This window comes from Mesorhizobium sp. L-8-3 (assembly GCF_016756615.1).
In the GTDB taxonomy this organism is placed as follows: domain Bacteria; phylum Pseudomonadota; class Alphaproteobacteria; order Rhizobiales; family Rhizobiaceae.
In genome coordinates this window covers 6,998,211-7,023,974 of record NZ_AP023262.1, presented here as the reverse complement: position 1 = coordinate 7,023,974, position 25,764 = coordinate 6,998,211, and the positions used below count along the sequence as shown (strand labels likewise).

The following is a 25,764-nucleotide window of genomic DNA, read 5'->3' as shown; positions in this document are numbered from 1 at the left end:
CTGTCACGCTGCGGCGAGACACGCGATTTTGTTCCAGATTTGCATGGCGGCGTTACGCAGGTCTCGATGTTGAGCCGATGACAGCGTATTGCGGGGAAAGTGGAACAGGTTGGCAATCGGATCATGGATGGAAACGAACCGCTGAAGCTGGCGTGCCGACTTGAAGCGTTTCATGGTCCTTTCGCGTCGTCGGGTCGGCTGGTGCGAATTTTCCGCTCGATTATTGAGGCCTTTGTGCGACCGGTGTTCGACACCGGGCATGAGGTCGCGCCTGGCGGCATCATAGGACCGGAGCTTGTCGGTGATCATGACTCGTGGTGTCCGCCCTTGAGCCTTCAGCAACTTGCGCATCAGACGCTTTGCCGCCTTGGCATTTCGGCGGCTTTGCACCAGCACTTCGAGGACGAAGCCGTCCTGATCGACGCCACGCCAGAGCCACTGCTTCTTGCCATTGATGGCCACCACACATTCGTCGAGATGCCATTTGTCGCCCAGGCAGCCGGCTGACCGTCGCTTGATCTCCCGGGCGAAATGCCGCCCGAATTTCTCCGCCCAGCTTCGAATGGTCTGATGCGTGACCATGATGCCGCGGGCCGCCAACATGTCCATGCGCAGGCTGAGCGGAAAGCGAAAGTAGAGCCATACCGCGTGCGCAATAATCTCGGCGGGAAAGCGGTGGCGACGATAAAGCGGATCACGAGCAACTTCTGACATGGCCCATGTTCGCACATCTTCATCAGCCGTCGGTTAACTTTACGGTGCCGGCCGGACTATTCCGATGTCGTTCTGGCCGGCCCAGATTGACTGTGGCCATACTGCTGCTCGACCTCCTCCCAAGTGAGGACCTTGGAAAGAATGGGAAGCATTTGGCAATTCAGCGCGCAGGCCTGGCAGCGCCAGCTTCTGCCAGGCGATCGCCCTCAGGCGTGGCGGCAGGTTGAACCCGAGCAGGCGGCAAAAGGGACGCCGAGGGCGCTCTGGCCATGGCTGCCGACATATAAGCGCTGGATCTCCACGTTGGTGTAATGTCGCAGCAAGACCTTGGTCATCGCCGCGACCTCCGAAGACGAACAGCGCTTGAGCTGCGAGAAAATGCAGGTCGAGCCCTTTTCGACATGCCAGTAGATCATCACGCGCGACCGCCATAGCGGACATGCCATTCCGTCATCAGGTTGCCGTCCCAAGCGCCGAACTTCTTGGGCCGTGCCGGCTTCGCCCTAGATGGCGGTGTTGCGGATCGCCTGTGTTGCATTGGCAACGAGCCCGCAAGCCGCCTCGAGCGCGCCCGGAGCAAGCACGTGACCCCTGAGCCAACCAGGAGCCCTCCTATGGCTCAATACGGTCAGGTCGCCTGCCATCATTCCACGACAGGACAACTAATAAAGAAGGTGTCGCCGGTCTGGCGTCTGACCACCGTATACTATCCGACACTGTTTTGTCGCCTTTGTTGGGTCCGCGACACCGGGCTATTTCATCGAGCTCTTGTCTGCCTCAGGCTAATCCCCTGAAAAGCAATCACAATGTTTTTCTTCTGCTGGGTCGGCCAAATTGGCACGAGTTTTGAGACTCCTTCGTTGGGAGCCGGGAGCCGACGACCGATCTTCATTTCGTGGATGACACCGCGATCGATGGAACGAAGAAAGAAAAGCATAATGTCAAATCCGCATCAGATAGCATCCTATGGCAAGGGGGCCTTGGCGAAACCGCCCGTACCCAAACAGGCTGCCAACCTTGTCGACGCTTGCGCAGGAAATCTTGATGGCCGGCTGCGACTCAAGGGCCCACCACACTCGCGTTAATCCTGAACTCGAAGGCGCAGGATAAAGTTCTGCATCTCGCCGCGCGGTATGCCTAGACAGTTACACGTTGGCCGATCTTGACATCGAGTCGGGCTACTCCCCGGAGGACGTCTACGTGCCGTCGTAATCATTCGCTGCCCGCAGCGCCTTCCGCCCTTCCATCGCTTAGAGAGTGAAGTGCCACCATGTCCGAACAACCCTTGCCGACGCTGCCGATGTGGCGCGTCGATCACATCGAGCCCTCGCCTGAGATGTTGGCGCTACGCGCCAACGGTCCGATCCACCACGTACGCTTCCCGTCCGGGCACGAAGGCTGGTGGGTGACAGGCTACGACGAGGCCAAGGCGGCGCTGTCCGACGCGGCGTTCCGGCCCGCGGGAATGCCGCCGGCGGCATTCACCCCGGATTCGGTGATTCTCGGTTCGCCGGGGTGGCTTGTCTCGCACGAGGGGGGCGAGCATGCCCGGTTACGCACGATCGTGGCGCCGGCCTTCAGCAACCGCAGGGTGAAGGTGCTCGCGCAGCAGGTCGAGGCGATCGCCGCGCAGTTGTTCGAGACGCTGGCGGCCCAGCCCCAGCCCGCCGACCTGAGGCGCCACCTCTCCTTTCCGCTGCCGGCCATGGTCATCAGCGCGCTGATGGGCGTGCTCTACGAGGATCACGCCTTTTTCGCCGGGCTGTCCGACGAAGTGATGACGCACCAGCATGAAAGCGGCCCGCGCAGCGCGTCGCGCCTGGCCTGGGAAGAACTGCGCGCCTACATTCGCGGCAAGATGTGGGACAAGCGCCAGGATCCGGGCGACAACCTGCTGACGGATCTGCTCGCGGCGGTCGAGCAGGGCAATGCGACCGAGGAAGAGGCGATCGGCCTGGCGGCGGGCATGCTGGTGGCGGGGCACGAGAGCACCGTCGCGCAGATCGAATTCGGCCTGCTGGCCATGTTCCGCCATCCGCAACAGCGCGAACGCCTAGTCGGCGATCCATCCCTGGTGGACAAGGCGGTGGAGGAAATCCTGCGCATGTACCCGCCGGGCGCGGGCTGGGACGGCATCATGCGCTATCCGAGGACCGACGTGACTATCGCGGGCGTGCATATTCCCGCGGAGAGCAAGGTGCTGGTCGGCCTGCCGGCGACGTCGTTCGATCCGCGCCATTTCGACGACCCGGAAATCTTCGACATCGGACGCGACGAAAATCCGCACCTGACGTTTTCGCACGGGCCGCACTACTGCATCGGCATGGCGCTGGCCAGGCTGGAACTCAAGGTGGTGGTCGGCTCGATCTTCCAGCGCTTTCCCGCGCTGCGCCTGGCCGTGGCGCCCGAAGAACTGAAGTTGCGCAAGGAGATCATCACTGGCGGGTTCGAGGAGTTCCCGGTGCTCTGGTGACGCGCGGACGCCGCCCGGAATCGCGATCTACTCCGCAATTTGCCGGCGCGCCCAGCGCGCGCCGGTCAGATCAGCCAGCCAACAGGTAACCAAGATGGACGTGCAAGAAACCACGGCAGCATGCCGGGACGCCTTCGCCGAACTTGCGTCGCCAGCGTGTATCCAAGACCCGTATACGTTCATGCGGTGGTTGCGCGAGCACGATCCGGTGCATCGTGCGGCGTCGGGCCTCTTTCTGTTGAGCCGCCACGCCGACATCTACTGGGCGCTCAAGGCCACGGGCGATGTGTTTCGGGGACCGGCGCCGGGCGAACTGGCGCGCTATTTCCCGCGTGCGGAGACCAGCCTGTCACTCAATCTCCTCGCGTCCACGCTAGCGATGAAGGAACCACCGACGCATACGCGTCTGCGCCGGCTGATCTCGCGCGATTTCACCATACGCCAGATCGACAACCTGCGGCCGAGCATCGCACGCATCGTCGCAGCGCGCCTGGACGGCATGGCGCCCGCGCTGGAGCGCGGGGAGGCGGTGGACCTGCATTGGGAATTCGCGCTGGCTGTGCCCATTCTGGTCTTCGCCGAACTGTTCGGCATGCCCCAGGATGACATGTTCGGGCTCGCCGCCGGCATCGGCGCCATTCTGGAAGGCCTGAGCCCACACGCCAGCGATCCCCAGCTCGCCGAGGCGGACGCGGCCAGCGCCAGGGTGCAGGCCTACTTCGGCGACCTCATACAGCGCAAGCGCACCGATCCCCGCAACGACATCGTGTCGATGGTGGTCGGCGCACACGACGACGATGCCGACACGCTGTCGGATGCGGAGTTGATCAGCATGCTGTGGGGCATGCTGCTGGGCGGCTTCGCCACCACTGCTGCGACCATCGACCATGCGGTCCTAGCGATGCTGGCGTATCCCGAACAGCGGCACTGGCTGCAGGGAGACGCCGTGGGGGTGAAGGCATTCGTCGAAGAAGTCCTGCGCTGCGACGCGCCTGCCATGTTCAGCTCCATCCCGCGTATCGCCCAGCGCGACATCGAACTGGGCGGCGTGGTGATCCCGAAGAACGCGGACGTGCGCGTGCTGATCGCGGCCGGCAATCGCGACCCGGACGCCTTCTCCGATCCCGACCGCTTCGATCCCGCGCGGTTCTACGGCACCACTCCTGGCATGTCGACCGACGGGAAGATCATGCTGAGCTTTGGCCACGGCATCCACTTCTGCCTCGGTGCGCAACTGGCCCGGGTGCAGTTGGCCGAGAGCCTGCCGCGGATCGAGGCGCGCTTCCCCACGCTGGCATTGGCCGAGCAGCCGACCCGGGAGCCATCCGCGTTCCTCAGGACGTTCCGCGCGCTGCCGGTGCGACTGCATGCTCAGGGGGGCTGAGATGCGCGTCGTGATCGATCAGGATCTATGCGGAACCACCGGGCAGTGTGTGCTGACGCTGCCGGGCACCTTTCGCCAGCGCGAACCGGACGGCGTGGCGGAAGTGTGCGTGGCGACGGTCCCGCAGGCGCTGCACGCCGCCGCGCGGCTCGCGGCCAGCCAGTGTCCGGTCGCCGCCATTCGGGTCATCGAAAGCGACGCTGGCGAGCGCGCCAGCGCCGACCCTGCGCCTTCTCCGGCGCAGGCTGAGCGGCATGCCGCGAAAGACCAACGCAACCCAGGAGGACGGTTTGAAGGCAAGGTGGCCGTGGTGACCGGCGCCGGCGCCGGCATCGGCAAGGCATGCGCCCTCGCCATCGCGCGCGAGGGCGGCAGAGTGGTGGTGGCCGACATTGATGGCTCGGCGGCCGTCGCCTGCACCGCGCAGATCGCGGCCGAAGCGGGCCACGCGCTGGCCCTGGCCATGGACATCGCCGATGCGCAGGCGGTGGCAGCGCTGTTCGAGACGGCGGAGCGGCACTTCGGTGGGGTCGACCTGCTGGTGAACAACGCGAGCGCCATGCATCTGACACCGCGCGACCGCACGATCCTCGACCTGGACCTGGCGGTCTGGGATCAGACCATGGCGACCAATCTGCGCGGCACGCTGCTCTGCTGCCGGCAGGCCATCCCACGAATGATCGCCCGCGGCGGTGGCGCGATCGTCAACATGTCGTCGTGCCAGGGGCTCAGCGGTGACACCGCGCAGACGTCCTACGCCGCGTCGAAGGCGGCGATGAACATGCTGTCGGCCTCGCTCGCCACCCAGTACGGTCATGCGCAGATCCGCTGCAACGCGGTTGCGCCGGGTCTCATCATGACCGAGCGTCTCCTCGCCAAGCTGGACGAGTGCATGCAACGGCATCTGAGCCGGCACCAACTCCTGCAGCGCGTCGGCCGCCCCGAGGACGTGGCCGCGCTCGTGGCGTTCCTGCTCTCCGACGATGCTGCGTTCATCACCGGCCAGGTCCTGTGCATCGACGGCGGCATGCTGGCGCATGTGCCGACGTACGCCGACGGTGGCAACAGCCGCGCCGCGCGGCCTGCCGGCGACACCGCCAAAGCGGCCGCGGGGCCGCGCTGCTGATGGACATGCTGCTCAACCCGCTGGACCGTCGGCACCGGCTGCGGGACGACATCCCGGTCGTGCCCGGCGCTTTCCCCCTGGTCGGACATCTTCCCGCCATCGTATGCGACCTGCCGCGCCTGCTGCGGCGCGCGGAACGGACGTTGGGCAGCCACTTCTGGCTGGATTTCGGCCCTGCCGGACACCTGATGACCTGCGTGGATCCGGATGCGTTTGCACTGCTCCGGCACAAGGACGTGTCCTCGGCGCTGATCGAAGAGATCGCGCCCGAATTGCTTGGCGGAACGTTGGTCGCCCAGGACGGCGGCGCGCACCGGCAGGCGCGCGACGCGATCAAGGCGGCGTTCCTGCCCAAGGGGCTGACCCAAGCCGGCATCGGCAACCTGTTCGCGCCCGTCATCCAGGCGCGGGTGCAGGCGTGGCGCGACCGCGGCGACGTAACCATCCTGCGCGAAACCGGCGACCTGATGCTCAAGCTCATCTTCAGCCTCATGGGAATCCCAGCGCAGGACCTGCCGGGATGGCATCGCAAATACCGGCAACTGCTGCAGTTGATCGTCGCGCCCCCGGTCGACCTGCCTGGACTGCCCTTGCGGCGCGGCCGCGCCGCCCGCGACTGGATCGACGCGCAGTTGCGCCAGTTCGTCCGCGACGCGCGCGCACATGCCGCGCGCACTGGGTTGATCAATGACATGGTGAGCTCCTTCGATCGCGGCGACGATGCGCTCTCCGACGACGTCCTGGTCGCCAATATCCGCCTGCTGCTGCTTGCCGGTCACGACACCACCGCCTCGACGATGGCCTGGATGGTGATCGAGCTGGCGCGGCAGCCTGGGCTATGGGACGCCCTGGTCGAGGAGGCGCAACGCGTGGGCGCGGTGCCGACCCGGCACGCGGACCTGGCGCAGTGTCCGGTCGCCGAGGCGCTGTTCCGCGAGACGCTGCGCGTGCATCCGGCGACCACGCTCCTGCCGCGTCGCGCGCTGCAGGAATTGCAACTCGGCCAACGGCGCATTCCTGCGGGCACCCCTCTGTGCATCCCGCTGCTGCATTTCTCGACCTCTGCGCTGCTGCACGAGGCGCCTGATCAGTTCCGCCTGGCACGGTGGCTGCAACGCACGGAGCCGATCCGGCCGGTGGACATGCTGCAGTTCGGTACCGGCCCACACGTCTGCATCGGTTACCACCTGGTATGGCTGGAAATGGTGCAGTTCTGCATCGCCTTGGCACTGACCATGCACAAGGCCGGGGTGCGGCCGCGGTTGCTGAGCGCCGTCGAAAAAGGTCGGCGCTATTTCCCGACCGCACATCCGTCCATGAAAATCCGCATCGGATTCTCATGAGCTGGCATCGCATGCCCCGTGTGGCGAGGCAGCTACTCGGCGCGCGCGCTCGGTGCGACCCCGCCAACACCGCGGCGGCTCGGACGCTCGCCGTGGCCGTGCCAGATACAAGGACATGAACGACATGCAGACCGATTCCACGCTACACGACGACGCGCAGGCGCGCGGCGCATCCGGCAGGCTGCCGTCGGAGATCTGGATGCAGGACGGCGCAAGGCGGGTCGAACAGGCGCTGGCGCGTCTTCTCTGCGCCGAAGACGACGGTGAGACCGAGCTGATGGCGGCGATGCGCTACGCCACCTTGCATGGCGGAAAGCGCACCCGCGCCTTGCTCTGTCTGGCTACCGGCGCACTGGCCGACACGCCGGCGCCCATGCTCGACGATGTCGGCGCCGCCATCGAGATGATGCACGCCTGTACCCTGGTCCACGACGACCTGCCCGCAATGGACGATGACGTGCTTCGCCGCGGCCTTCCGACCGTGCACGTCAAGTTCGGCGAAGCCACTGCGATCCTGGTCGGCGATGCGCTGCAGGCGCACGCCTTCCTGACCCTGGCGAGCCTGGATGCGCCGAGCGACAACCGTATCGCGCTCGTGCGCGAACTGGCGCAGGCGGTGTCCGCCGAGGGTGCCGCAGGCGGGCAGGCCATGGATCTGTCGCTGGTAGGAAAGCACGTCGAGCTGGACAGGATCGTGGCGATGCACCGGATGAAGAGCGGAGCACTAGTGCGCGCGTCCGTTCGCATGGGCGCGCTATGCGCCATCGCGGAGGATGCCGCCCACGCTGCGCTGTACTGTGCGCTCGATCGCTACTCCGCCTGTTTCGGCCTGGCGTTGCAGGTGGTCGACGACATTCTCGACGCGACAGCGGATACCGCGACGTTGGGCAAGACCCCTGGCAAGGACGCGGCGGCGCAGAAGCCGACCTGTGCGTCGATCATGGGGCTGCAGGCAGCGCGCCAGTTGGCGCTGGATCTGTTGCGCGACGCCGGGGAGGCCATCCCCCCGCTGGGAACGCGTGCGGAACGGTTGGCGCAGATGCTGCAACGGGCCAACGCGTATCTGTTCAAGCACGCGCCATGCGCATGAGCGCGCCCGTCCGCATGGAGTCGCCCCTGTGCCGCTGCGATCGATCGGCCGGCGTGAGCGGTGCATGCTGCACTGTGTCCAAGTCGGCGGCGGCGATCGCAGCGGTTGCCCAGCACAGCCGCGGCTCACGCGGCGCGCTGCGCGCAAGCCTATGCGGCGGACCGGCCCCAGCATGGGGCGCGTCGCCGCGCCGGAGCAGGGCGGCCGTCCGGCGCTGCCCGTGCGCCGGGCCGCGACGGGCCTGCGGCGACGTGCGCGGCGTCTGCCCGATCCAGGTTCCCGTCAACTGTCTGCAGAAGGAACATACCGCGTGAACGCGCTGTCCGAACAGATCCTTTCCGAATTGCGCCACCTGCTGATCGAGATGAGCGACGGCGGCAGCGTCGGTCCGTCCGTCTACGACACGGCGCGAGCTCTGCAGTTCCACGGCAACGTCACCGATCGGCAGGACGCATACGCGTGGCTCATCGCGCAACAACAGGCCGATGGCGGATGGGGAAGCGCGGACTTCCCGCTGTTCCGCCATGCGCCCACCTGGGCGACGTTGCTGACATTGCAGCGTGCCGATCCTCTTCCCGGCGCGGCCGACGCAGTCCAGGCTGCAACCCGGTTCCTCGAGCGCCAGCCCGATCCCTACGCGCATTCGGTGCCGGAGGACGCGCCGATCGGCGCGGAGCTGATCCTGCCGCAGTTGTGCGGCGAGGCCGCATCCTTGCTGGGCGGCGTGGGGTTTCCGCGCCACCCGGCGCTGTTGCCGTTGCGGCAGGCGTGCCTTGTCAAGTTGGGGGCGGTGGCGACGTTGCCGAGCGGCCATCCGTTGCTGCACTCCTGGGAAGCCTGGGGAACGTCGCCGACCACCGCATGCCCCGACGACGACGGCAGCATTGGCATCAGTCCGGCGGCCACCGCCGCGTGGCGTGCGCACGCCGTAACACATGGGAGCACGCCGCAGGTCGGGCGCACCGACGCGTATCTGCAGGCGGCATCGCGGGCGACGCGCAGCGGCATCGAAGGTGTCGTTCCCAACGTCTGGCCGATCAATGTGTTCGAGCCATGCTGGTCGCTGTACACCCTGCATCTGGCCGGGCTGTTCGCGCATCCCGCGTTCGCCGATGCCGTGCGCGTGATCGTCGCGCAGCTCGACGCCCGCATGGGCGTGCGCGGTCTGGGCCCGGCCTTGCACTTCGCAGCCGATGCCGACGACACCTCCGTTGCGTTGTGCGTCCTGCGCCTTGCAGGTCGCGACCCGCCGGTCGATGCGCTGCGCGATTTCGAAATCGGCGAGCTATTCGTCACCTTCCCCGGCGAGCGCAATGCCTCGGTGTCGACCAACATCCATGCCCTGCATGCGTTGCGACTGTTGGGAAAGCCCGCCGCCGGCACCAGCTACTACGTCGAGGCCAATCGCAACCCGCACGGTCTATGGGACAACGAAAAATGGCACGTTTCGTGGCTGTATCCCACCGCGCATGCGGTCGCTGCGCTGGCGCAAGGCAAGCCCCAGTGGCGCGACGAGCGCGCGCTGGCGGCGCTGCTGCAGGCGCAGCGCGATGACGGCGGCTGGGGCGCCGGTCGCGCGTCCTCATTTGAGGAAACCGCCTATGCGCTGTTCGCGTTGCACGTCATGGACGGGAGCGAAGAGCCGACAGGGCGCCGGCGCATCGCGCAGGCGGTGGCGCGTGCGCTGGAGTGGATGCTCGCTCGCCATGTGGCGCATGCATTGCCGCAGACGGCGCTGTGGATCGGCAAGGAACTGTATTGCCCCACCCGGGTCGTGCGGGTGGCCGAACTCGCCGGGTTGTGGCTGGCGCTTCGTTGGGGGCGGCGCGTCCTGGCCGAGGGAGCAGGAGCGGCGCCATGATCCAGACCGAACGCGCGCTGCAGCAGGTGCTGGAGTGGGGGCGTTCCCTGACAGGGTTCGCCGACGAGCATGCCGTGGAAGCGGTCAGGGGCGGCCAGTACATCCTGCAGCGCATCCACCCGAGCCTGCGCGACACCTGCGCCCGCACTGGCCGCGATCCGCAGGCCGAAACGCTGATCGTGGCGTTCTATCGCGAACTGGCGCTGCTGTTCTGGCTCGACGATTGCAACGACCTTGGCCTGATCGCGCCGGAGGAGCTCGCCGCGGTGGAGCAGGCGCTGGGGCAGGGCGTGCCGTGCGCGCTCCCCGGATTCGAGGGCTGCGCTGCTCTGCGCGCTTCGCTGGCCGCGCTCGCCTACGATCGTCGCGACTATGCTCGGCTGCTCGACGACACTCGGTGCTACTGCGCGGCGCTGCGCGCCGGACACGCGCAGGCGGTAGGGGCGGAACGCTGGTCCTACGCCGAGTACCTGCACAACGGCATCGATTCGATCGCCTACACGAACGTGTTCTGTTGCCTGTCGTTGCTGTGGGGGCTGGACATGGCGACCTTGCGCGCGCGTCCGGCGTTTCGCCAGGTCCTGCGGCTCATCTCCGCGATAGGGCGCCTGCAGAACGATCTGCATGGACGCGACAAGGACAGGTCGGCGGGCGAGGCCGACAACGCGGCGATCCTGCTGCGGCAGCGCTATCCGGCTATGCCTGTGGTGGAGTTCCTCAACGACGAGTTGGCCGGCCATACGCGCATGCTGCACCGGGTGATGGCGGAAGAACGCTTTCCCGCGCCGTGGGGAGCGTTGATCGAGGCCATGGCGGCCATCCGCGCGCAGTACTACCAGACCTCGACCAGCCGCTACCGCAGCGACGCTGCGGGGGGAGGCCAGCGTGCGCCCGCCTGAACGGCGGGATGCGGCTGCGTGCGCGCGCTGCCGTCGGTCCGATCCGATGCAACGCCGTCCCCCGATGCGACGGATGGAGCGAGCATGAGCGATAGCGACAACATCCCGAGCCGGCGCAAGGACGACCATCTGGACATCGTGCTGGATCGGCGAACGGCGCCGGCCACGGTCGCCGCCGGCTGGGAGTACATCCGTTTCGAACACTGCGCATTGCCCGAGTTGGACCTGACGCAGATCGACCTGCGCGCCTCGCTGCTGGGCAAGACCATGCGCGCGCCGCTGCTGATCAGCTCCATGACCGGCGGCGTGCTACGCGCCGAGGCCATCAACCGGCATCTGAGCGAGGCAGCACAAGCCTTGGGGATCGCCATGTGCGTCGGTTCGCAGCGCGTGAGCCTGCAATCCCGCAACTCCCAGGGGCTGACGCGCGCGCTGCGCCGCATGGCCCCAGACATTCCCTTGCTGGCTAATATCGGCGCCGCGCAACTGCGCGAGGCCGACGGCCTGGACCTGGCGTGCCGGGCGGTGGATGCGCTGGAAGCCGATGGACTCATCGTCCATCTCAATGCGCTGCAGGAAGCGGTACAGCCGGAGGGCGACCGCGACTGGCGCGGCGTCCTGGCGCAGATCGCTCGCGCCGCGCGCAGCGTGGACGTGCCGATTGTGGCCAAGGAAGTGGGGTCGGGCCTGTCCGCCTCGGTGGCCTGCGCGCTCGTCAAGGCGGGCGTGGCGGTCATCGATGTCGCCGGCGCCGGCGGCACCAGTTGGGCCGCGGTGGAGGGCGAGCGCGCCCGCGATGCCGCCGACCGTGCAGTGGCGATGGCGTTCGCCGACTGGGGGATTCCGACCCCGGCCAGCGTGCAGGCGGTACGTCGGGCGCTGCCAACTGTGAAGCTGATCGCGTCGGGCGGGATCCGCGACGGCGTCGACGTGGCCAAGGCCATCCGCCTGGGCGCGGACATCGCCGGGCAGGCGGCCGGCGTGCTGCGCGCGGCGACGGTGTCCACCGAGGCGGTTGTCGCGCATTTCGAGATCGTCATCCGCCAGTTGGCCGTTGCCTGCTTCTGCACCGGCTCGGCTGATCTGGCGGCGTTGCGTCAGGCGCGGTTGTTGCCCTCGGCGCATCTGCCCGCCGGTTGATGCCGGCGTCGCCCGCACGTGGCGGCGGGCGCCTAGCAGGCTGCTGAATACCTACGCCAAAGATGACTACTGATCCACCTTGGCGAGGCGGTTCAATGCGCGGGAGCTCGTGATCACCAGAAGGGAAGTCGATGCCCAGGACGTGGCTTGGTTGGAGACGCTAAGGAACGTCAAACTGACGATTCTTGTAACGTGGTCGGGGATCGAGAGCGACAGGATCGAACCGGTCTCGTCCCGCATAGCGGAACGATAGCTCCACCGGAAGCATTCGGTTCTGCCACAGCATCGGCCAGGCAAAAATAACTTGCGTTGCGCAGATAAAATGCCCTGATCCTGCCATTCCTCCATGGGCACGTGGGCGGGGAGAAATCTCATACAACTGGCAGCGAAGGGAGGCTCGGCCCAATGAGCGGGGTGGCGCGTGAAGAAGTTAATCCGGTGTCATCGGCAACGTTCGCGCCGCTCGAGAATTCAACTTTCCGTCCGATCTGGATTGCCACACAGGTATCCAGTCTAGGGTGGCTGATTCAAATGGTTGCCATCAGTTGGCTGATGGCGACCATTTCGACATCGGATGTGATGGTCGCCTTGGTGCAGGCTTCGACAACCTTGCCCACATTCCTCCTGTCAATTATCGCCGGCGCCCTAGCGGACAATTACAGCCGCCGCAATCTCATGTTCGCTGGCTGGTGCGTGATAGCATCGTCCTCGACGATGCTGACTGTTCTTGCAGGTCTCGGAATTTTCAATCCATGGATGGTTCTTGCATTCAGCTGTTTGGCCGGAGTAGGCGCCGCTTTCACCGACCCCGCCTGGCACGCGTCGGTTGGCGATATCCTGCGAAAGCGCGATGTTCCGGCCGCCGTCACGCTTATTTCGGTCGGATATAACGCCGTCCGAAGCATCGGTCCCGCTCTCGGTGGAGTCGTCGTTGCTTCCTTTGGCCCTTTGACGGCTTTCGCAGTGGCGACGCTTACATATCTGATGCTGCTGTGGACCATAGGGCGCTGCAAATGGCAAGTTCGCCCGTCACCGCTGCCGAGTGAACCATTGACCACGGCGATCCATGACGGAGCGCGCTTCACTGCCCTGTCATCCGAAATCAAGGCAGCAATTGCCCGCGGTGCCCTCTTTGGGCTGACGAGCATCTCTATACTAGCGCTCTTGCCTCTCGTCGCCCGCGATCAGCTGGGGGGAGGGCCAGTCGTTTACGGCATCCTGATGGCCGGCTTCGGGACCGGCGCCTTGTTCGCCGGCATCTGCAACAACATTCTGAGACGGAGGCTGTCCCAGGAACGTTTGACGACACTGTCGTGCATCGCCTGTGCGGCTTGTTGTCTATCGCTTGCTTTCACCCCCTCGGTGGCGGTGGCGGCTATCGCGCTGGCGCTCGGCGGCGCGGGCTGGGTCGTGACCTGGACCGGGCTGGACGTAAGCGTCCAGTTGGCGAGTCCAAGGTGGGTCGTTGGTCGCACGCTCTCGATCTATTACGCCCTTTCATCCGGCGGCATCGCGGCTGGCAGCTGGCTGTGGGGTACGGTGGCCGAGAGCTATTCGCTGAGCTCGGCTCTGGAGCTTTCAGGTGGCGCGCTGCTGCTGGTCGCTGGCACCGGCTTCCTGCTGCCCATCCGTCAATGGAAAGATTCCGATCAGGCTCCTCTTGGCTTCGAAACGCCTCAGGTTGCCCTGGATTTGAAGCCCCGAAGCGGGCCGATCGTCGCCAAGATCGAATATTCAATACCCGAAGCAAATGTCGAAGCGTTCCTGGAGCAGATGCGGGAACGGCGGCGAGTACAAAGCGGCGTTGGTGCGCGACACTGGAATCTCCAGCGCGACCTCCAGCAGCCTTCGCGTTGGACAGAAACCTTCCGCACCCCGACCTGGATGGACTACCTTCGCCTGAACCACCGCCTTACGGCAGCCGACAAGGAGTTGGACCAGCGTCTCCTCGCATTGCACCTGGGAGAGCTTCCTCCTCGAACCACGCTTGCGATCGAGCGGCCGACTGGAGCTGGCCGCAAGCGGGACCAATCGATGCGGTTCTTTTTCCGGCGTTGACATCCGTCCAGGCGTCCGCGCTGGTGAGACAGGATGGGTTGGAAACGAGCCACCGCTCTCACCATCCGTTTTGCAGATCGGCTTCGATCCATTCGAGTGGTTGCCGAGCCGGCATACTGGGCGGCTCAGACGTATCCTTGTCGGAGAGATTCCTCGGCACTCGAGCGTCTTGCAGCGCGTTGCGCTCAAGCTCACCGGCACCTGTTCGGTGCGTTCCCAAACAGAGCAATGGCTTTTCGCGCCGCAACCCCGAGGTGGGTAATTCTGGTTTTTGCTGGGTTTAACTCTACGAAATATGAACAGGATCGGCTTCACGGCCCGTCTGGTTCGCACTGGCCACAGAGGAATACACAGATATGGCGACCGGAACAGTGAAGTGGTTCAACAGCACCAAAGGTTTTGGCTTAATCCAGCCCGATGACGGCGGTCAGGACGTTTTCGCCCATACTCCAGCTGTAGAACGGGCTGGACTTTCAAACCTCGTTGATGGGCAGAAGATCAAGTACGAGATCGAGCAGGACCGCCGTAGCGGCAAGTCCTCCGCAGGTAGTCTCAGCAAGGGTAGGCTGATTTTCTCGTCGGACCCGCAGAGCGCGAAGGATAAGTCAAGCCGAAGGTACCATCGTCATTCGCGGGGCGTATCGCGACGGACTCTCTTTTACGAGACGATCCTGATGCGTCACGCAAACGGTGAATCACGAACGCTCTCGCCGCAAACCCCTTCCGCCCGGAAATCTGCCCCGGTTACGGCTCTCGGCGTATCCCAGAGTTGGGAGAAGCTTCTGCCAGACTACAACTGTAACCTCATATCGGTTTAGCAGGTCAAGCGTCGGTGGTACCCTGATTGGGTAACTTAACGACTTTGGAGGCCGAGCAATGGATCGCGATAACAAACGGGCACGCGCAGCTGCAAGTTCATCCCAAGACGTGGGGAATCGCAGTACCCTCCGTGACCTTCCATACGGACCATTGACCGATGTTGCAGAACGGCTGGTAAGCGCTAAACCCGCGCGATACAGCGCGAAATCTTGGGACCTTCAAAGAACTCGGGAGGCGAGAGCGCATAGCCGTTCGGGGCACTCGAACCGAGCCAGAAACTGACCTCGCGAAGTTTGAAACGCGGACCAATCAGCTTGGACGATCAGCCGTCGATCTGGGAGATAAATTGACTGCCGGGTTGGGACACACCTCGGATGAAGTAGCATTGGAGCAATTCAGAGCAGTCAGTAATGTGTCTCATTACCTTCGGCCAGAGACACAAGATAGTATTGTTAATCGCATTGGCAACATGGATCCACCTTCGCAAGCTATCGGAGCGCTTTACGCTGCGCAAAACTTCAGCAAGTTTAACGCTGAAAATAAAGCTCGCATTTTTGATCAGGCCGCTGAATTGGCTACCGATCCGGATGGCCACGTCAGGTCGACAGCATCCAATGCTATGTACGCGATGTATCACCAGTTAGATCCAAATCAACAGGGCCAAGCTCACTCAATTCCCGGCATGCAAGACATCTTGCCGCAGATGCTTCCTCCGCGGCATGCAGCAGAGGAACGCAGTGCGGATCTGGACGCCCACATAGCAGGTATTGGGGCTGCAGTCCGTGATACAGTTGGCCCGCAAACCTCCCACGAACAGCTGCAGCGGGGTGGTCAAGTCGGCCGGGACATAAGCCACTCCTACAATCACGCCCGAGAGGATCTAATGGAGGCTAGGAGAAGCAGAGATCGCACCGGCCGTTGAGGTCTCGGCCATGGCAGTAACGCTTCCTCTCCCGAATTCCGTTCACGGCCTTGCTGTTTCCAATTCCCTGGCCGTCGACGTAGCTGCTTAGTGAAACTTTCAAAATCCACGTCTGCCGGGTGGCGCGATGCAAGCATCGCACCACCCGCTGCGGCATCGATCTGTCGAGCGTCGGCATCGCGACCTCGGTTCGGTGTCTGAAGCAAGCGCAGCATCAGCACGGCTAATTCGGCCATGGAACAATGTCTTCTACAAAAACGACGTCCCCCAACATAGCCATTAGCATCGCGTGCTCACTCGCCTTGGGGTTCTGTGCGGCAAGTCTGTACGCAACCTTCCGCCACGGGGGTAGCGGCGAGGCTCTGATGGCGTTTGATGTCCGTGCCTTTTGGTTTGAGACGCCCTTCTATTTGGGTATTTGTTCAGCAGCGCCTGCACGCCGTCGGCGCTCAGCTTGCCGCCGTGCGTGTTCGGAAAGAGAGCCGTTGCGCCCCGCTTCCTGGGCTCGTTGAGCCAGCCCCGAAGGGCTTGCTGTGCAACCTTGGTGAGCGGCGTACTTCGCTCCTTGCGGCCCTTGCCAACGCATCGCACGTGGGCACCGTGCCCCAGCATCACCGAGTCCCGGTCGAGATCGATGATCTCCGAGACCCGCAACCCCGTTTGCGCGGCCAGCAACAGCAGAGTGTGATCACGCCGTCCCAGCCATGTGCTGCGATCCGGACAGGCCAGGATCGCTTCAATCTCGGGCCTGGTGAGAAACTGAAGCTGTCGCTTGTCGCATCGCTTGCTCGGGATCGCGAGCACGCGTTGAATCTGGGCGCTATGGGCCGGCTCCTCGAACGACGCATATCTGAAGAAAGACCGAATGGCCGTGAGGCGGAGGTTCCGGGTCCTCACTGAGGCGGATCGCAGTGTCTCAAGGTCCTCCAGGAATGCACCGATGAAAGGCGCGTCCAAATCCCGCAGTGTCAACTGCGACGGAGACCTGCCAAGGCGTGTCTGCGCGAATGCAAACAGGAGCCGGAAGGTGTCGCGATAGGAGGCGATGGTGTTGGAGCTTACGCCTCGATGTCGCATGAGCCGATCGGTGAACCACCGCTCGATCAGCACGGCCAGATCGTTCGAGGCACTCATGAGCGAACCTCCCACCGCTCATCCAGCAGTCGCGCGGCATGGGTCATTAGCTCCGGCGCGGCGGATAGATACCAGTAGGTGTCGCGAACATTGGCGTGGCCGAGAAAGGTCGAGAGGACCGGCAGTTCCCGCTCGACATCTTCGCCCGCACGCAGTTGCACTGGGCATGCCCTGTGCTCGGCTATTCGAGCTTCTCCAATGCCTGCCTAATGTCATCTCCGGCGTCCTCCGGCAACGGCAAAATAGGGCGCGGTGGCTGGACGTGCGCCAGACCGAGGTAGTCGGCGATGACGAACATAACGCGGAAGCTGCCGTAGTGTTTGAACAAGGTCCAGAGCGGCCCGAAAGCGCGGTTCAACCGAGTGGACTCCACCGCGTCGCCGGACTGCGCTGCACGCGTCAGCGCAAGCGCCGGGACCGGCAGCAGACCTGCCGCAACGCTGTACCAGGTGTCACATCCGGCAAGCAGGGCATCCGCCGCGCCCCAATCGCCGCTGTATCCGATTGTGAACGTGTCAGGCGTCATCGACCGCAAACGTGCCAGTTCCCCCGCGTAATCGTCATTCGCCGCCAGAGGCATTTTCACCGCGACGATGTTGGACACCTCTGACAGCCGGGCGATCAATGCGTCGCTGAATGTGAAGCGCGTGGTGCTTGGATTGTTATATATGCACAAAGGCAATTCCCCCGCCTCGGCCACCGCGACGAAGTGCTGGAAGACTTCGTCCTCGTTCAGGGGAACGTAGGACATCGGTGCCAGGAGCAGGCCGTCAGCGCCAGCGGATTTGGCATCGCGCGCCAGAGCCTGAGCTTCATCGGTACGCAATGCACCCACACCCACGACAAGAGGCGTTTTGCCGCCGATGCATTCCACGGCAGCCTGAACGGCACGCTTGCGTTCTTCCCTGGTGAGGTAAGCATAACCGCCCGTGCTCCCCAGAAGGCCGATGGAGTCCGCTCCGGCGCGTTGAATACGCTCGAGAAAACGAGCCAGACCCTCGGTGTCGACATGCCCTTCCGCATCGGTTGGCGTAAGGGGGAACGCCGACAGGCCGCGAAACAAAGTCATCATCCATTCCTTTCGAAACTACATACGGGAAAGCAGCATACGCAGCCCGGCGAACGCGAAGAACATCGCCAACAGACTTTCGATCCAGCGGCGGCAGCGGCGATATAGAGCCACCATAGGCGGTGTGGAGAAGACAATGGCGTAGCCGCAGAATATCGTGACACTTAGGATGGCGCAGCCACCCAATATCGCTGCGATGCTTTGCCACGATGAATTCGGACCGATCCCCAGCGTGACGAGCGCGATCCATGCCAGCACGGATTTTGGGTTCGCCAAATGCATCAAGAGGCCCTTCCTATAGAGCTCACCCCGCGAAAGAGCGACTTGGTCGGTCGATGCGCGCACCGCCAGCTTCTCGTTCGACGTAAGCGCCGACCGTCCCGCCCTGAAGGCGAGGAATAGCAGGTAAAGCCCCCCGAAAACCTGCAGAACGAGCAGTGCCTGGGCGTACCTGGCCAACAGGGCGGAGATGCCGGTGGAGGCCATAAAACCCCAAAAGATCGAGCCGCTGACGACGCCGGAGGCGAGCATGAGCGCAGCACCTCTGCCGCGCGCCATCGCAACCCCCATAATGCGCATGTTGCTCGGGCCGGGGCTCCCCGCGGCAATGACATATGCAGCAAAGACGATGAGCAACTGATGGAGATCGACATTCATTCTCTCAGCCCTTGATAATCTCGATCGGATCGATCGCGCCGGATGCCCCGGGCGGCCATGGATCCACTCGCTCGACCGGAAACCTCATCCGGCGATGGCAATTTCTTGGCTCGCGATTTTGCAGCCAGGCATCAAGGCATTCAGCCCTCCGACCATGGCATCCGTCGCCTCTGCCAATGCATCGTCCGGCATGGTCTCCAACGCCTCCAGTACGAACCACATCCGGCCTGTTAGGGTCTTCAGGCGGGTTCGAGTGCCCTGTCGCCAGTTCCAGCGTCGGCAGGTGACGCCAATGTCGTCGCGCCAGATGACCTTACCGGGCAAGGGAGGATCGTTGACCGCCTCTCCATTCACCATGGTGTCGAACGTCTCACTCCCGTCAGCGATCGTCAGGTAGGGTCTTCCGACATAGGCGTCAAAATTCTCTCCACCCACCGGGACTGCGTATTTCAGGCTGATGGCGTTGTAGAGATCGACGATCGGGTTGATCGTCGAAAGAGTGCCGTCTTTCAGAACCCGCTTTCTGAGGGCCTGGGCTGAGCACGGCGTACGGTTAGGCTTCGCGCCAAAGACGGCGTAGGCGTCGGACCAACTCGCCAGATGAGCTTCTGCCCAAGCCGGGCCATCCGCCAACGCGCAATCGCAGGCTTCACCAAGCAATCGGGGATCGAAACGTCCTTCTTCAGCTGAAGTGGCATCGACGTAGACGCTCACGGCTCTAAATCCCGATGCAATACTCTTAATTCGAGCGTCGATGATGGGACCCTCAAACATCCAGGCAACTCCATCAGTTCGAGCGCAAGCAATCCATGACCGGCGCGACCAGTCACGATCGCTTCCCTGACTGCAAGCCAATATTGCAGTTCACTGGTCCAAACTAAACTGCCACTTTTGGAGATTTTAATTGGTCCAGTATGAGGAGGGTTCTCGCAGCACGGGAGCGACGCGTCGAATTTATCAATCCCTGATCAAGCAGATCCAGGCCGGAGCGTACGGGTGTCGGTGACGCCACCCAGTTCTCCGCAAGCAAGCGGCCCACAAGTTCCCCATGATCCGGTCATGCTGTTGTGAACCCTAGAGCGGGATGATTTTAGGTTGAACAGTATCCGGCGTTTTCGAAGTAGTTGTTGCATTCGGTTGCGGTGAGGCCATCGAGGATTTCGCCGATCGCGCTGCAGACAGTATCGACGGTTCGGCGCGCCGCCTTTCTGAGCCAGTGCTTGAGCTTGGCAAAGCTTGCTCGATCGGGTTCAGATCGGGCGAATATTTCGGCAGGAGCAGGAGTCTGGCACCGACGCCGCGAATGGCGCGGCGCATTGCCTTGCCCTTGTGCGAGCCGAGATTGATGGGGTGGACGCCCCCTCACGGCATCGCTGTGCCAAAGTGGTGTCGTTGATCATCACTTGAACGGAGGCGTCCATGTTGGAAGTTAGCACAATCGGGTTGGATCTGGCGAAGAACGTGTTCCAGATGCACGGCGCGGATGGATCGGGAGCCGTGGCCTTCCGCAAGAAACTGCGTCGTGACCAGGTGCTCAAGTTTCTTGCCGCGCAGCCTGCTTGCACGGTGGCTATGGAGGCCTGCGCCGGCGGTCATTATTGGGCGCGGGAGATTGCGAAGCTTGGGCACGATGCCCGGCTAATCGCTCCGGGATATGTGAAGCCTTTCGTGAAGCGGCAGAAGATGGGATGGTTGCCGCCCTCCCCAGACGGCATCGCAATGTGCCAAGGTCGTGGTGTTCAACGCCACGAGAAGGAGAGGACGGCAAATGAACGATACTATGATCGGGGTGGACCTGGCAAAGAACGTTTTCCAGCTTCACGGCGCGACAATGACGGGGCATCTGAGATTCCGTAAGAAGCTGACGCGGTCACGGTTCCGGCAGTTTATGGCAAGCCAGCCGCCTGCTGTGGTTGTGATGGAAGCATGCGGCAGCGCGAGCTACTGGGCCCGAGAAATGGTCAAGCTTGGCCACGAGGTGAAGCTGATCGCACCTCAATATGTGCGGCCCTTTGTCAAACGGCAGAAAAACGATGCTGCCGATGCTGAAGCAATCGTCGTTGCAGCACAGCGTCCGGAGATGCGTTTTGTACAGCCGAAGTCGGAAGATCAACAGGCATGCGCTGTGTTGTTCCGAGGTCGGGAGCGCCTCCTCCATCAGCGCACCGAGCTTGTGAATGCTCTGCGTTCGGTGCTGTACGAATATGGTCACATCATTCCGAAAGGGATCGCCCACATCAAGCGGATCGAGGGCATCCTGGAGGCACCCAACAGTGACCTGCCCGAATTGGTACGCGAGGAATGCCGCGACCTGATTGAGCAGATTGCCGAGAAGACAGCTCGGATCGACGTCAAAACGGCAAAGGCCAAAGCCCTTTCCCTGGCGACCGATACAGCGCGGCGCCTGCAGACAATGCCTGGTGTCGGGCCCCAGACCGCGTTGGCGATCAGCGGCTTTGCTCCGCCGATGGAGAGCTTCAAACGCGGGCGAGACTTTGCGGCCTGGCTTGGGCTTGTGCCACGTCAATACACCTCCGGCGGCAAAGAGCGACTTGGACGCGTGTCGAAGGCTGGCCAAACTGATATCCGTTCTTTGTTGATCATCGGTGCCATGTCACGCCTGACAGTGCTGGCCCGCAAATCCATCGTCGAGGGTTCATGGCTGGCACGGATGCTGCGTCGCAAGCCGCTCATGCTGGTCGCGATCGCGCTTGCGAACAAGATGGCGCGGGCGATCTGGGCGATGATGACAAAGAAAGAGGATTATCGAAATCCGGCGCGAGTTGTGGCTGCATGACGGATGCATCACCACACGAACTGCGCCGGTGAAGGAGGTGTAGGAAGTCGATGACCTGAATGGGCACAATGATCGAAAAGATCTGGATCAGGAAAACCAGACATCGTTCGCGAGCTTGAAAGCTCTTGCAGAAGATTTGGACCCGATCCGCAGATCACCATACTGGCCCGCGGCTTCTTGAAAGGTCGCAACGAAAGGCCTGAGAGAAGAACGCACTCGATCACCGGGCACATCAGGTTGGAAGGCTTCTTGCATCGAGGGCGGCAACCAGAGAAGAACGATGCCGCTGACGCTGAGGCGATCTGCGAAGCAGCCCAGAGGCCGACCATGCGGTTCGTGGCGGTGAAGAGCGAAGAGCAGCAAGCTGCGGCAATGGTGTTCCGCGTTCGCGATCTTATGGTTCGTCAGCGGACCCAGACCATCAATGCGATACGGGGCCATCTTGCCGAATTCGGACTCGTGGCTGCACAGGGTCTCTTCCATGCCGCCAAGCTTGTCACGGCGATTGAGGACAAAGGTACCGCCATCCCCGAAGCTGCCCGTCCGATCCTGTCTCTGCTCGTTGCACAGTTGCGGTCGCTGGATGAGAGAGTGGCCGTGCTCGACCGCGAGATCGCCCGGCGTGCCAAGGAGGATGCAGAAGCCAGGCGATTGATGACCATTCCCGGCATAGGGCCGATCACCGCGACGGCACTTGCTGCTCTGGCTCCATCGGCGACAACCTTCAAGAGGGGGCGAGACTTCGCGGCCTGGCTCGGCCTCACGCCGCTGCAACGCTCCACGGGCGGAAAGCAGAAGCTCGGCGAGACGTCTCGGATGGGCGAGCGAACGCTACGCCGGCTGCTGATCATAGGGGCCAGCGCGGCCGTACGCTGGGCAATGCGGAAGGGGAAATCTGCGGACCCATGGCTCATGCGCATCTTGGGCCGCAAGCCGCCCATGTTGGTGATCGTCGCGCTTGCCAACAAGACTGCACGCATCGTCTGGGCACTGATGGCGAAAGGCGGAACTTATCGGGCTCCAGCCGTGGCGGGTTAGTTCCGCTCGGCCAGAAGGCCTCGAAAGTGTGAGAAGGTCAAACGGAGAGTATGGCGCAACGGTCAACGAGACGGGATCGGGAAAACCAGATCATGGATACGCGCCTTGAGCGCGCCAGATTGAATTGGACCCGCTCCGCGAACTCCCATACAGGCCCGCGGCATGTGACAGCCGCAACAGAGGCCGGACACATGTCAGCACCCGACCACGCTCCGTGCTCTTCGAAAGATTCTTCTTGCACCAACGGGGGCGTCCACACATGTCCATGATCACGATGTCACCGGGTTTAAGGGTCGGAACCAGAACCTGCTCGACATAGAGCCGGAACCGCTCGCCGTTGATCGGTCCGTCGATCAGCCATGGCGCGTCCAGCCGATCATGGCGCAGTGCCGCCAGGAGTCATGGTCTGCCAGTGGCCGTGCGGGACCTCGGCATAGAGCCGCTCCCCGACCGGCGCCCAGCCGCGCAACGGCGCCGATGAACACCAGGCGTGAAGGATCGATCGCTGCGCGATACTTCAACCATTGCTGACGCCGGCGCGCGATGTCGGGACGCCTCTGTTCGGCCGCGACCAGCGTCTTTTTTTATAACTAAGCTTCTCCTCGCGAACGAAGGCCCAGACCGAGCGATAGTCCACCTTCAGGCCGCGTTCGGCCAGTTCCGCGACCAGCCCACGCAAGGTGAAGGCCTCATTGCGGCAGCGCTCAACCAACCAGTCGCGGTGGGCGCCGCGGATCTTCTTGGGCTTGTGTCCACCGATCTGGCCGGGGCTGACGCTGCCTGTTTCTCGAAAGCGCCCCACCCATCTGATTACCGAGCTGATGCCGACATCATAACGCGCCGCTGCTTGCCGGCGCGAAAGCCCCTCCTGCTCAACCGAAGCGACAACCCGGTCCCGAAGATCGTTTGAATATGGCTTGCCCATCCATGCCGGCCTCCTTCTCCCAGCCAGCATCTTGAATCTGATTTGCAGACCCTTGGGAATCCCCTTCGATTCAATCCAAATTCATCCCGCTCTAGGGCATTATGGTCGATGCCAGCGCCACCAGGGTGCCGTCGTACTGTTCGAAACCCCCCGATTGTTACCGCGGTTTTGCTTGACGCGCGCGATGACCTTAGCTGAGGCCTAGGATGAAGCGCCGATTGGAGGGACGGATCGACCGCGCGTTAGATGCGTAAAGCGTCGTAAACCGCTTGATGTCTGCGGTGTCGACCTCGACCGGTTCCATTGCAACCATCCACTCCACGTTTTCGGTGCAGGGCGGAGTCGTTAATGATCCCTCATAGGTCCAATAGCCGAGCGAGGCCGGCAAAAGCCCGTTGGGATCGAACTCGTCAACTGCCATCTCCTCGCCGGGCCGGGCCGGAAAGACCTTGGCGAGACCGGCAAAGCTGTTATTTGTCGCGCCAGGCATAAGAAGGGCGCTCAGCACACCCAGAGTATCGCTCTTTGTGTCTTTATGGACAAAATGCGCTTCCATCGGGAAGCTCATGCCCGCCACGTGATGCTCGCTCGGCGCGTGGAAATGCAACTGTGCCAGTTGGAAGACGCGATCCCCGCGGGTCAAGGTGCTGCCTTCCGGCATGTTGATTTGAATGGTGTGGCCGTTGTTCACCATCCTGCCGCCGCCCTTGAGCCAACTGATGTCGATGCGCGGTATATCCGCCTTTACCGTGCCGGCGATGTCGATGGGTGACTGCTGCCTGCCCGCCGAACAGGCGAAATTTCTCGTGTCCAGATCGGCCCAATGCTCCGGCCCGACCGAGCCGCCATATCCCCAATGGGCGCTGGCCGCACGCGCGGTCTGGGCGCAGATCGGGCACACGCCCAGCGCGATGAATGCTCTAATCAGGTTACGACGATGCATATTGCCTCGCTCCTTGATGCGAACCTTATGTCCTTGCTTCCAATTGGTGCAGTCAAGGCACAGCCGCAAGGGCGGGCGTAGGTTGAGCCGCGCCACCAGCGTACACGCCAGCCAGTCCTCGTCGAACTGGTAAACTGGAAGAAGCGTCGCCGCCGGCGATCGTTGGAGGCTACGCTCGCCGGTCCGTGGAAATGGCTGGCGACGTGGCTCAGATTCACCGTGCCGCCGCTGATCAGGCCAACAACCAGCACAGCCGGCGTCGCCGGTCCGGCTGTTACTCGGCGGTATGTGGCGCGTAACGTTGAAGCGGGAGTGTCGGGCAGGCAGTGCATTGCAAAGGATCCCCTCTTTGGCGAGACGAATTCCTCCATTCCAACTGATTCCCGACCTCTCGGCCACCCACTGTGTAGCCTGCCCGCCACGCTCCCAAGACCATAAAGGCATGGATAAAACTCGCGAATACGCCTTGGAAAGCAGGTCTCAAAGGGCAAGGGGACCTTCCATCTGGAAAATGCCAAGCAAAGCTCGCGTTCGGACGATCCATGCGGTTGCCAGGCTGGCTGCCTCCGGTCAGGCGAGATCCGGATCCTTCCGCGAGGATAGCTGTAAACGTCCACAGGCTGCATCGCTGTGCGCTTTGCCCTTCGATGGCGGGAACACAACCCGCACGGAGGCGACGAATGATTCAGCTGATCACACCTGGCCTCTACAGCGAATTCGCAGGCGAGCTCAAAGAGATGCACGGGCTCAGATATCGGGTTTTCAAGGAGAGGCTCGATTGGGAAGTTCAGACCGGAGGCGAAATGGAAACAGACACCTTTGACGACTTGAAGCCTGTCTATCTGCTGCTCAAGGGATCCGATTGGCGAATTCGTGGCTGCGTGCGCCTCTTGCCAACCACTGGGCCGACCATGTTGCGCGACACATTCCCGGCGCTGCTGGGTGAAGCTGTGGCGCCCGCGAGTCCCGACATATGGGAAAGCAGCCGTTTCGCGCTCGATTTGCCCCCATCAACGCCCAAGGCGGCAGGCGGCCTTGCCCAAGCAACCTACGAGCTCTTCGCCGGCATGATCGAATTCGGCTTGGCCAACAATCTCACCCGGATCGTGACGGTGACCGATACGCGTATGGAACGGATCCTTCGCCTCGCAACGTGGCCATTGTCGCGCATCGGAAAGCCGCAGCCCGTCGGCAAAACGGAGGCGGTGGCCGGGTTTCTCGAGATCTCTCACGCCAGCCTGTTGCGCATCCGCTGGAGGGGACGTCTGAATGGGCCGGTACTGTGGCGACCGATTCTCGGCCTGCCGCACGGCCCATGCGGTAGCTAAGACGTGGTGCGTGGCCCCAGGGATCGGAAGAGAGGGTTTGCTTC

The 25,764-nt window shown here is 63.1% G+C and carries 18 protein-coding genes and 8 pseudogenes; 16 read left to right on the top strand and 10 right to left on the bottom strand.

The genetic code is table 11. The features are described 5' to 3' along the window. Nucleotides 1-3: 3 nt before the first annotated feature. Complete coding sequence (locus tag JN302_RS32605) at nucleotides 4-714, bottom strand: IS6 family transposase (RefSeq protein ID WP_202330399.1); 711 nt, start codon at nucleotides 712-714, stop codon at nucleotides 4-6. Nucleotides 715-812: 98 nt separating this feature from the next. Then, nucleotides 813-1,198 (bottom strand): annotated as a pseudogene (locus tag JN302_RS32600) (Tn3 family transposase); the annotation flags it as partial. 786 nt (nucleotides 1,199-1,984) lie between these two features. Between JN302_RS32600 and JN302_RS32595 the strand changes: the two are divergent. From JN302_RS32595 to JN302_RS32545, 12 genes and pseudogenes are all read left to right on the top strand, one after another. Next, nucleotides 1,985-3,187 (top strand): cytochrome P450, encoded by a 1,203-nt coding sequence (locus tag JN302_RS32595; protein ID WP_010913992.1) that lies wholly within the window; start codon nucleotides 1,985-1,987, stop codon nucleotides 3,185-3,187. A 94-nt stretch (nucleotides 3,188-3,281) separates the two neighbouring features. Beyond that, on the top strand, nucleotides 3,282-4,571 hold the full coding sequence (locus tag JN302_RS32590) for a cytochrome P450 (RefSeq protein ID WP_010913993.1): 1,290 nt from the start codon (nucleotides 3,282-3,284) through the stop codon (nucleotides 4,569-4,571). A 1-nt stretch (nucleotide 4,572) separates the two neighbouring features. Then, nucleotides 4,573-4,854: pseudogene (locus JN302_RS39840) on the top strand (ferredoxin); the annotation flags it as partial. An 18-nt stretch (nucleotides 4,855-4,872) separates the two neighbouring features. Further along, the gene (locus JN302_RS32585; RefSeq protein WP_027033417.1) at nucleotides 4,873-5,697 is read left to right on the top strand and encodes an SDR family oxidoreductase; all 825 of its coding nucleotides are present in this window, start codon (nucleotides 4,873-4,875) and stop codon (nucleotides 5,695-5,697) included. Further along, nucleotides 5,697-7,040, top strand: coding sequence for a cytochrome P450 (locus tag JN302_RS32580; RefSeq protein ID WP_006329090.1), 1,344 nt, complete (start codon nucleotides 5,697-5,699; stop codon nucleotides 7,038-7,040). The genes JN302_RS32585 and JN302_RS32580 overlap by 1 nt, the downstream gene beginning before the upstream one ends. Nucleotides 7,041-7,164: 124 nt before the next feature. Beyond that, on the top strand, nucleotides 7,165-8,130 hold the full coding sequence (locus tag JN302_RS32575) for a polyprenyl synthetase family protein (protein WP_202327574.1): 966 nt from the start codon (nucleotides 7,165-7,167) through the stop codon (nucleotides 8,128-8,130). Nucleotides 8,131-8,440: 310 nt separating this feature from the next. Beyond that, nucleotides 8,441-9,991 (top strand): hypothetical protein, encoded by a 1,551-nt coding sequence (locus tag JN302_RS32570; RefSeq protein ID WP_010913996.1) that lies wholly within the window; start codon nucleotides 8,441-8,443, stop codon nucleotides 9,989-9,991. Further along, nucleotides 9,988-10,890: a terpene synthase family protein gene (locus JN302_RS32565; protein WP_096453947.1), complete on the top strand. Its 903-nt coding sequence runs from the start codon at nucleotides 9,988-9,990 to the stop codon at nucleotides 10,888-10,890. The genes JN302_RS32570 and JN302_RS32565 overlap by 4 nt, the downstream gene beginning before the upstream one ends. An 84-nt stretch (nucleotides 10,891-10,974) precedes the next feature. Further along, nucleotides 10,975-12,030, top strand: a complete 1,056-nt coding sequence (gene fni, locus JN302_RS32560) for a type 2 isopentenyl-diphosphate Delta-isomerase (protein ID WP_010913998.1) — start codon at nucleotides 10,975-10,977, stop codon at nucleotides 12,028-12,030. A gap of 405 nt (nucleotides 12,031-12,435) precedes the next feature. Further along, the gene (locus JN302_RS32555; RefSeq protein ID WP_096453949.1) at nucleotides 12,436-14,088 is read left to right on the top strand and encodes an MFS transporter; all 1,653 of its coding nucleotides are present in this window, start codon (nucleotides 12,436-12,438) and stop codon (nucleotides 14,086-14,088) included. Nucleotides 14,089-14,444: 356 nt separating this feature from the next. Then, a pseudogene (locus tag JN302_RS32550) lies at nucleotides 14,445-14,648 on the top strand (cold-shock protein); the annotation flags it as partial. Nucleotides 14,649-15,253: 605 nt separating this feature from the next. Beyond that, a complete protein-coding gene (locus JN302_RS32545; protein WP_244846072.1) occupies nucleotides 15,254-15,829 on the top strand; it encodes a hypothetical protein in 576 nt (191 codons plus the stop codon). A 279-nt stretch (nucleotides 15,830-16,108) separates the two neighbouring features. Here the strand turns inward: JN302_RS32545 and JN302_RS32540 are convergent, their stop codons facing one another. The 6 genes and pseudogenes from JN302_RS32540 to JN302_RS32515 form a co-directional block, all read right to left on the bottom strand. After that, complete coding sequence (locus tag JN302_RS32540) at nucleotides 16,109-16,963, bottom strand: tyrosine-type recombinase/integrase (protein WP_244672974.1); 855 nt, start codon at nucleotides 16,961-16,963, stop codon at nucleotides 16,109-16,111. Next, a pseudogene (locus tag JN302_RS32535) lies at nucleotides 16,960-17,115 on the bottom strand (tyrosine-type recombinase/integrase); the annotation flags it as partial. The gene JN302_RS32540 and the pseudogene JN302_RS32535, both read right to left, overlap by 4 nt. 29 nt (nucleotides 17,116-17,144) lie before the next feature. After that, a complete protein-coding gene (locus JN302_RS32530; protein WP_069093303.1) occupies nucleotides 17,145-18,032 on the bottom strand; it encodes a dihydrodipicolinate synthase family protein in 888 nt (295 codons plus the stop codon). 18 nt (nucleotides 18,033-18,050) lie between these two features. Next, nucleotides 18,051-18,689, bottom strand: coding sequence for a LysE family translocator (locus tag JN302_RS32525; RefSeq protein WP_010914002.1), 639 nt, complete (start codon nucleotides 18,687-18,689; stop codon nucleotides 18,051-18,053). Between the two features lie 84 nt (nucleotides 18,690-18,773). Next, nucleotides 18,774-19,463: a B3/B4 domain-containing protein gene (locus JN302_RS32520; RefSeq protein ID WP_202330398.1), complete on the bottom strand. Its 690-nt coding sequence runs from the start codon at nucleotides 19,461-19,463 to the stop codon at nucleotides 18,774-18,776. 316 nt (nucleotides 19,464-19,779) lie between these two features. Next, a pseudogene (locus JN302_RS32515) lies at nucleotides 19,780-20,033 on the bottom strand (transposase); the annotation flags it as partial. Between the two features lie 75 nt (nucleotides 20,034-20,108). Between JN302_RS32515 and JN302_RS32510 the strand changes: the two are divergent. From JN302_RS32510 to JN302_RS32500, 3 genes and pseudogenes are all read left to right on the top strand, one after another. After that, nucleotides 20,109-20,372 (top strand): annotated as a pseudogene (locus JN302_RS32510) (IS110 family transposase); the annotation flags it as partial. Nucleotides 20,373-20,457: 85 nt separating this feature from the next. After that, nucleotides 20,458-21,486 (top strand): IS110 family transposase, encoded by a 1,029-nt coding sequence (locus JN302_RS32505; protein WP_202330397.1) that lies wholly within the window; start codon nucleotides 20,458-20,460, stop codon nucleotides 21,484-21,486. A 270-nt stretch (nucleotides 21,487-21,756) separates the two neighbouring features. Then, nucleotides 21,757-22,524: pseudogene (locus tag JN302_RS32500) on the top strand (IS110 family transposase); the annotation flags it as partial. Between the two features lie 252 nt (nucleotides 22,525-22,776). Here the strand turns inward: JN302_RS32500 and JN302_RS32495 are convergent. Together JN302_RS32495 and JN302_RS32490 are read right to left on the bottom strand one after the other, a co-directional pair. Further along, nucleotides 22,777-23,449 (bottom strand): annotated as a pseudogene (locus tag JN302_RS32495) (IS630 family transposase); the annotation flags it as partial. A 190-nt stretch (nucleotides 23,450-23,639) separates the two neighbouring features. After that, nucleotides 23,640-24,392 carry a carbonic anhydrase gene (locus tag JN302_RS32490; protein WP_202330396.1) on the bottom strand — a complete coding sequence of 251 codons (753 nt, stop codon included), beginning with the start codon at nucleotides 24,390-24,392 and terminating at the stop codon, nucleotides 23,640-23,642. A 680-nt stretch (nucleotides 24,393-25,072) separates the two neighbouring features. Here JN302_RS32490 and JN302_RS32485 point away from each other — a divergent pair. Next, nucleotides 25,073-25,720 (top strand): acyl-homoserine-lactone synthase, encoded by a 648-nt coding sequence (locus JN302_RS32485; protein WP_044549225.1) that lies wholly within the window; start codon nucleotides 25,073-25,075, stop codon nucleotides 25,718-25,720. Nucleotides 25,721-25,764 lie beyond the last annotated feature (44 nt).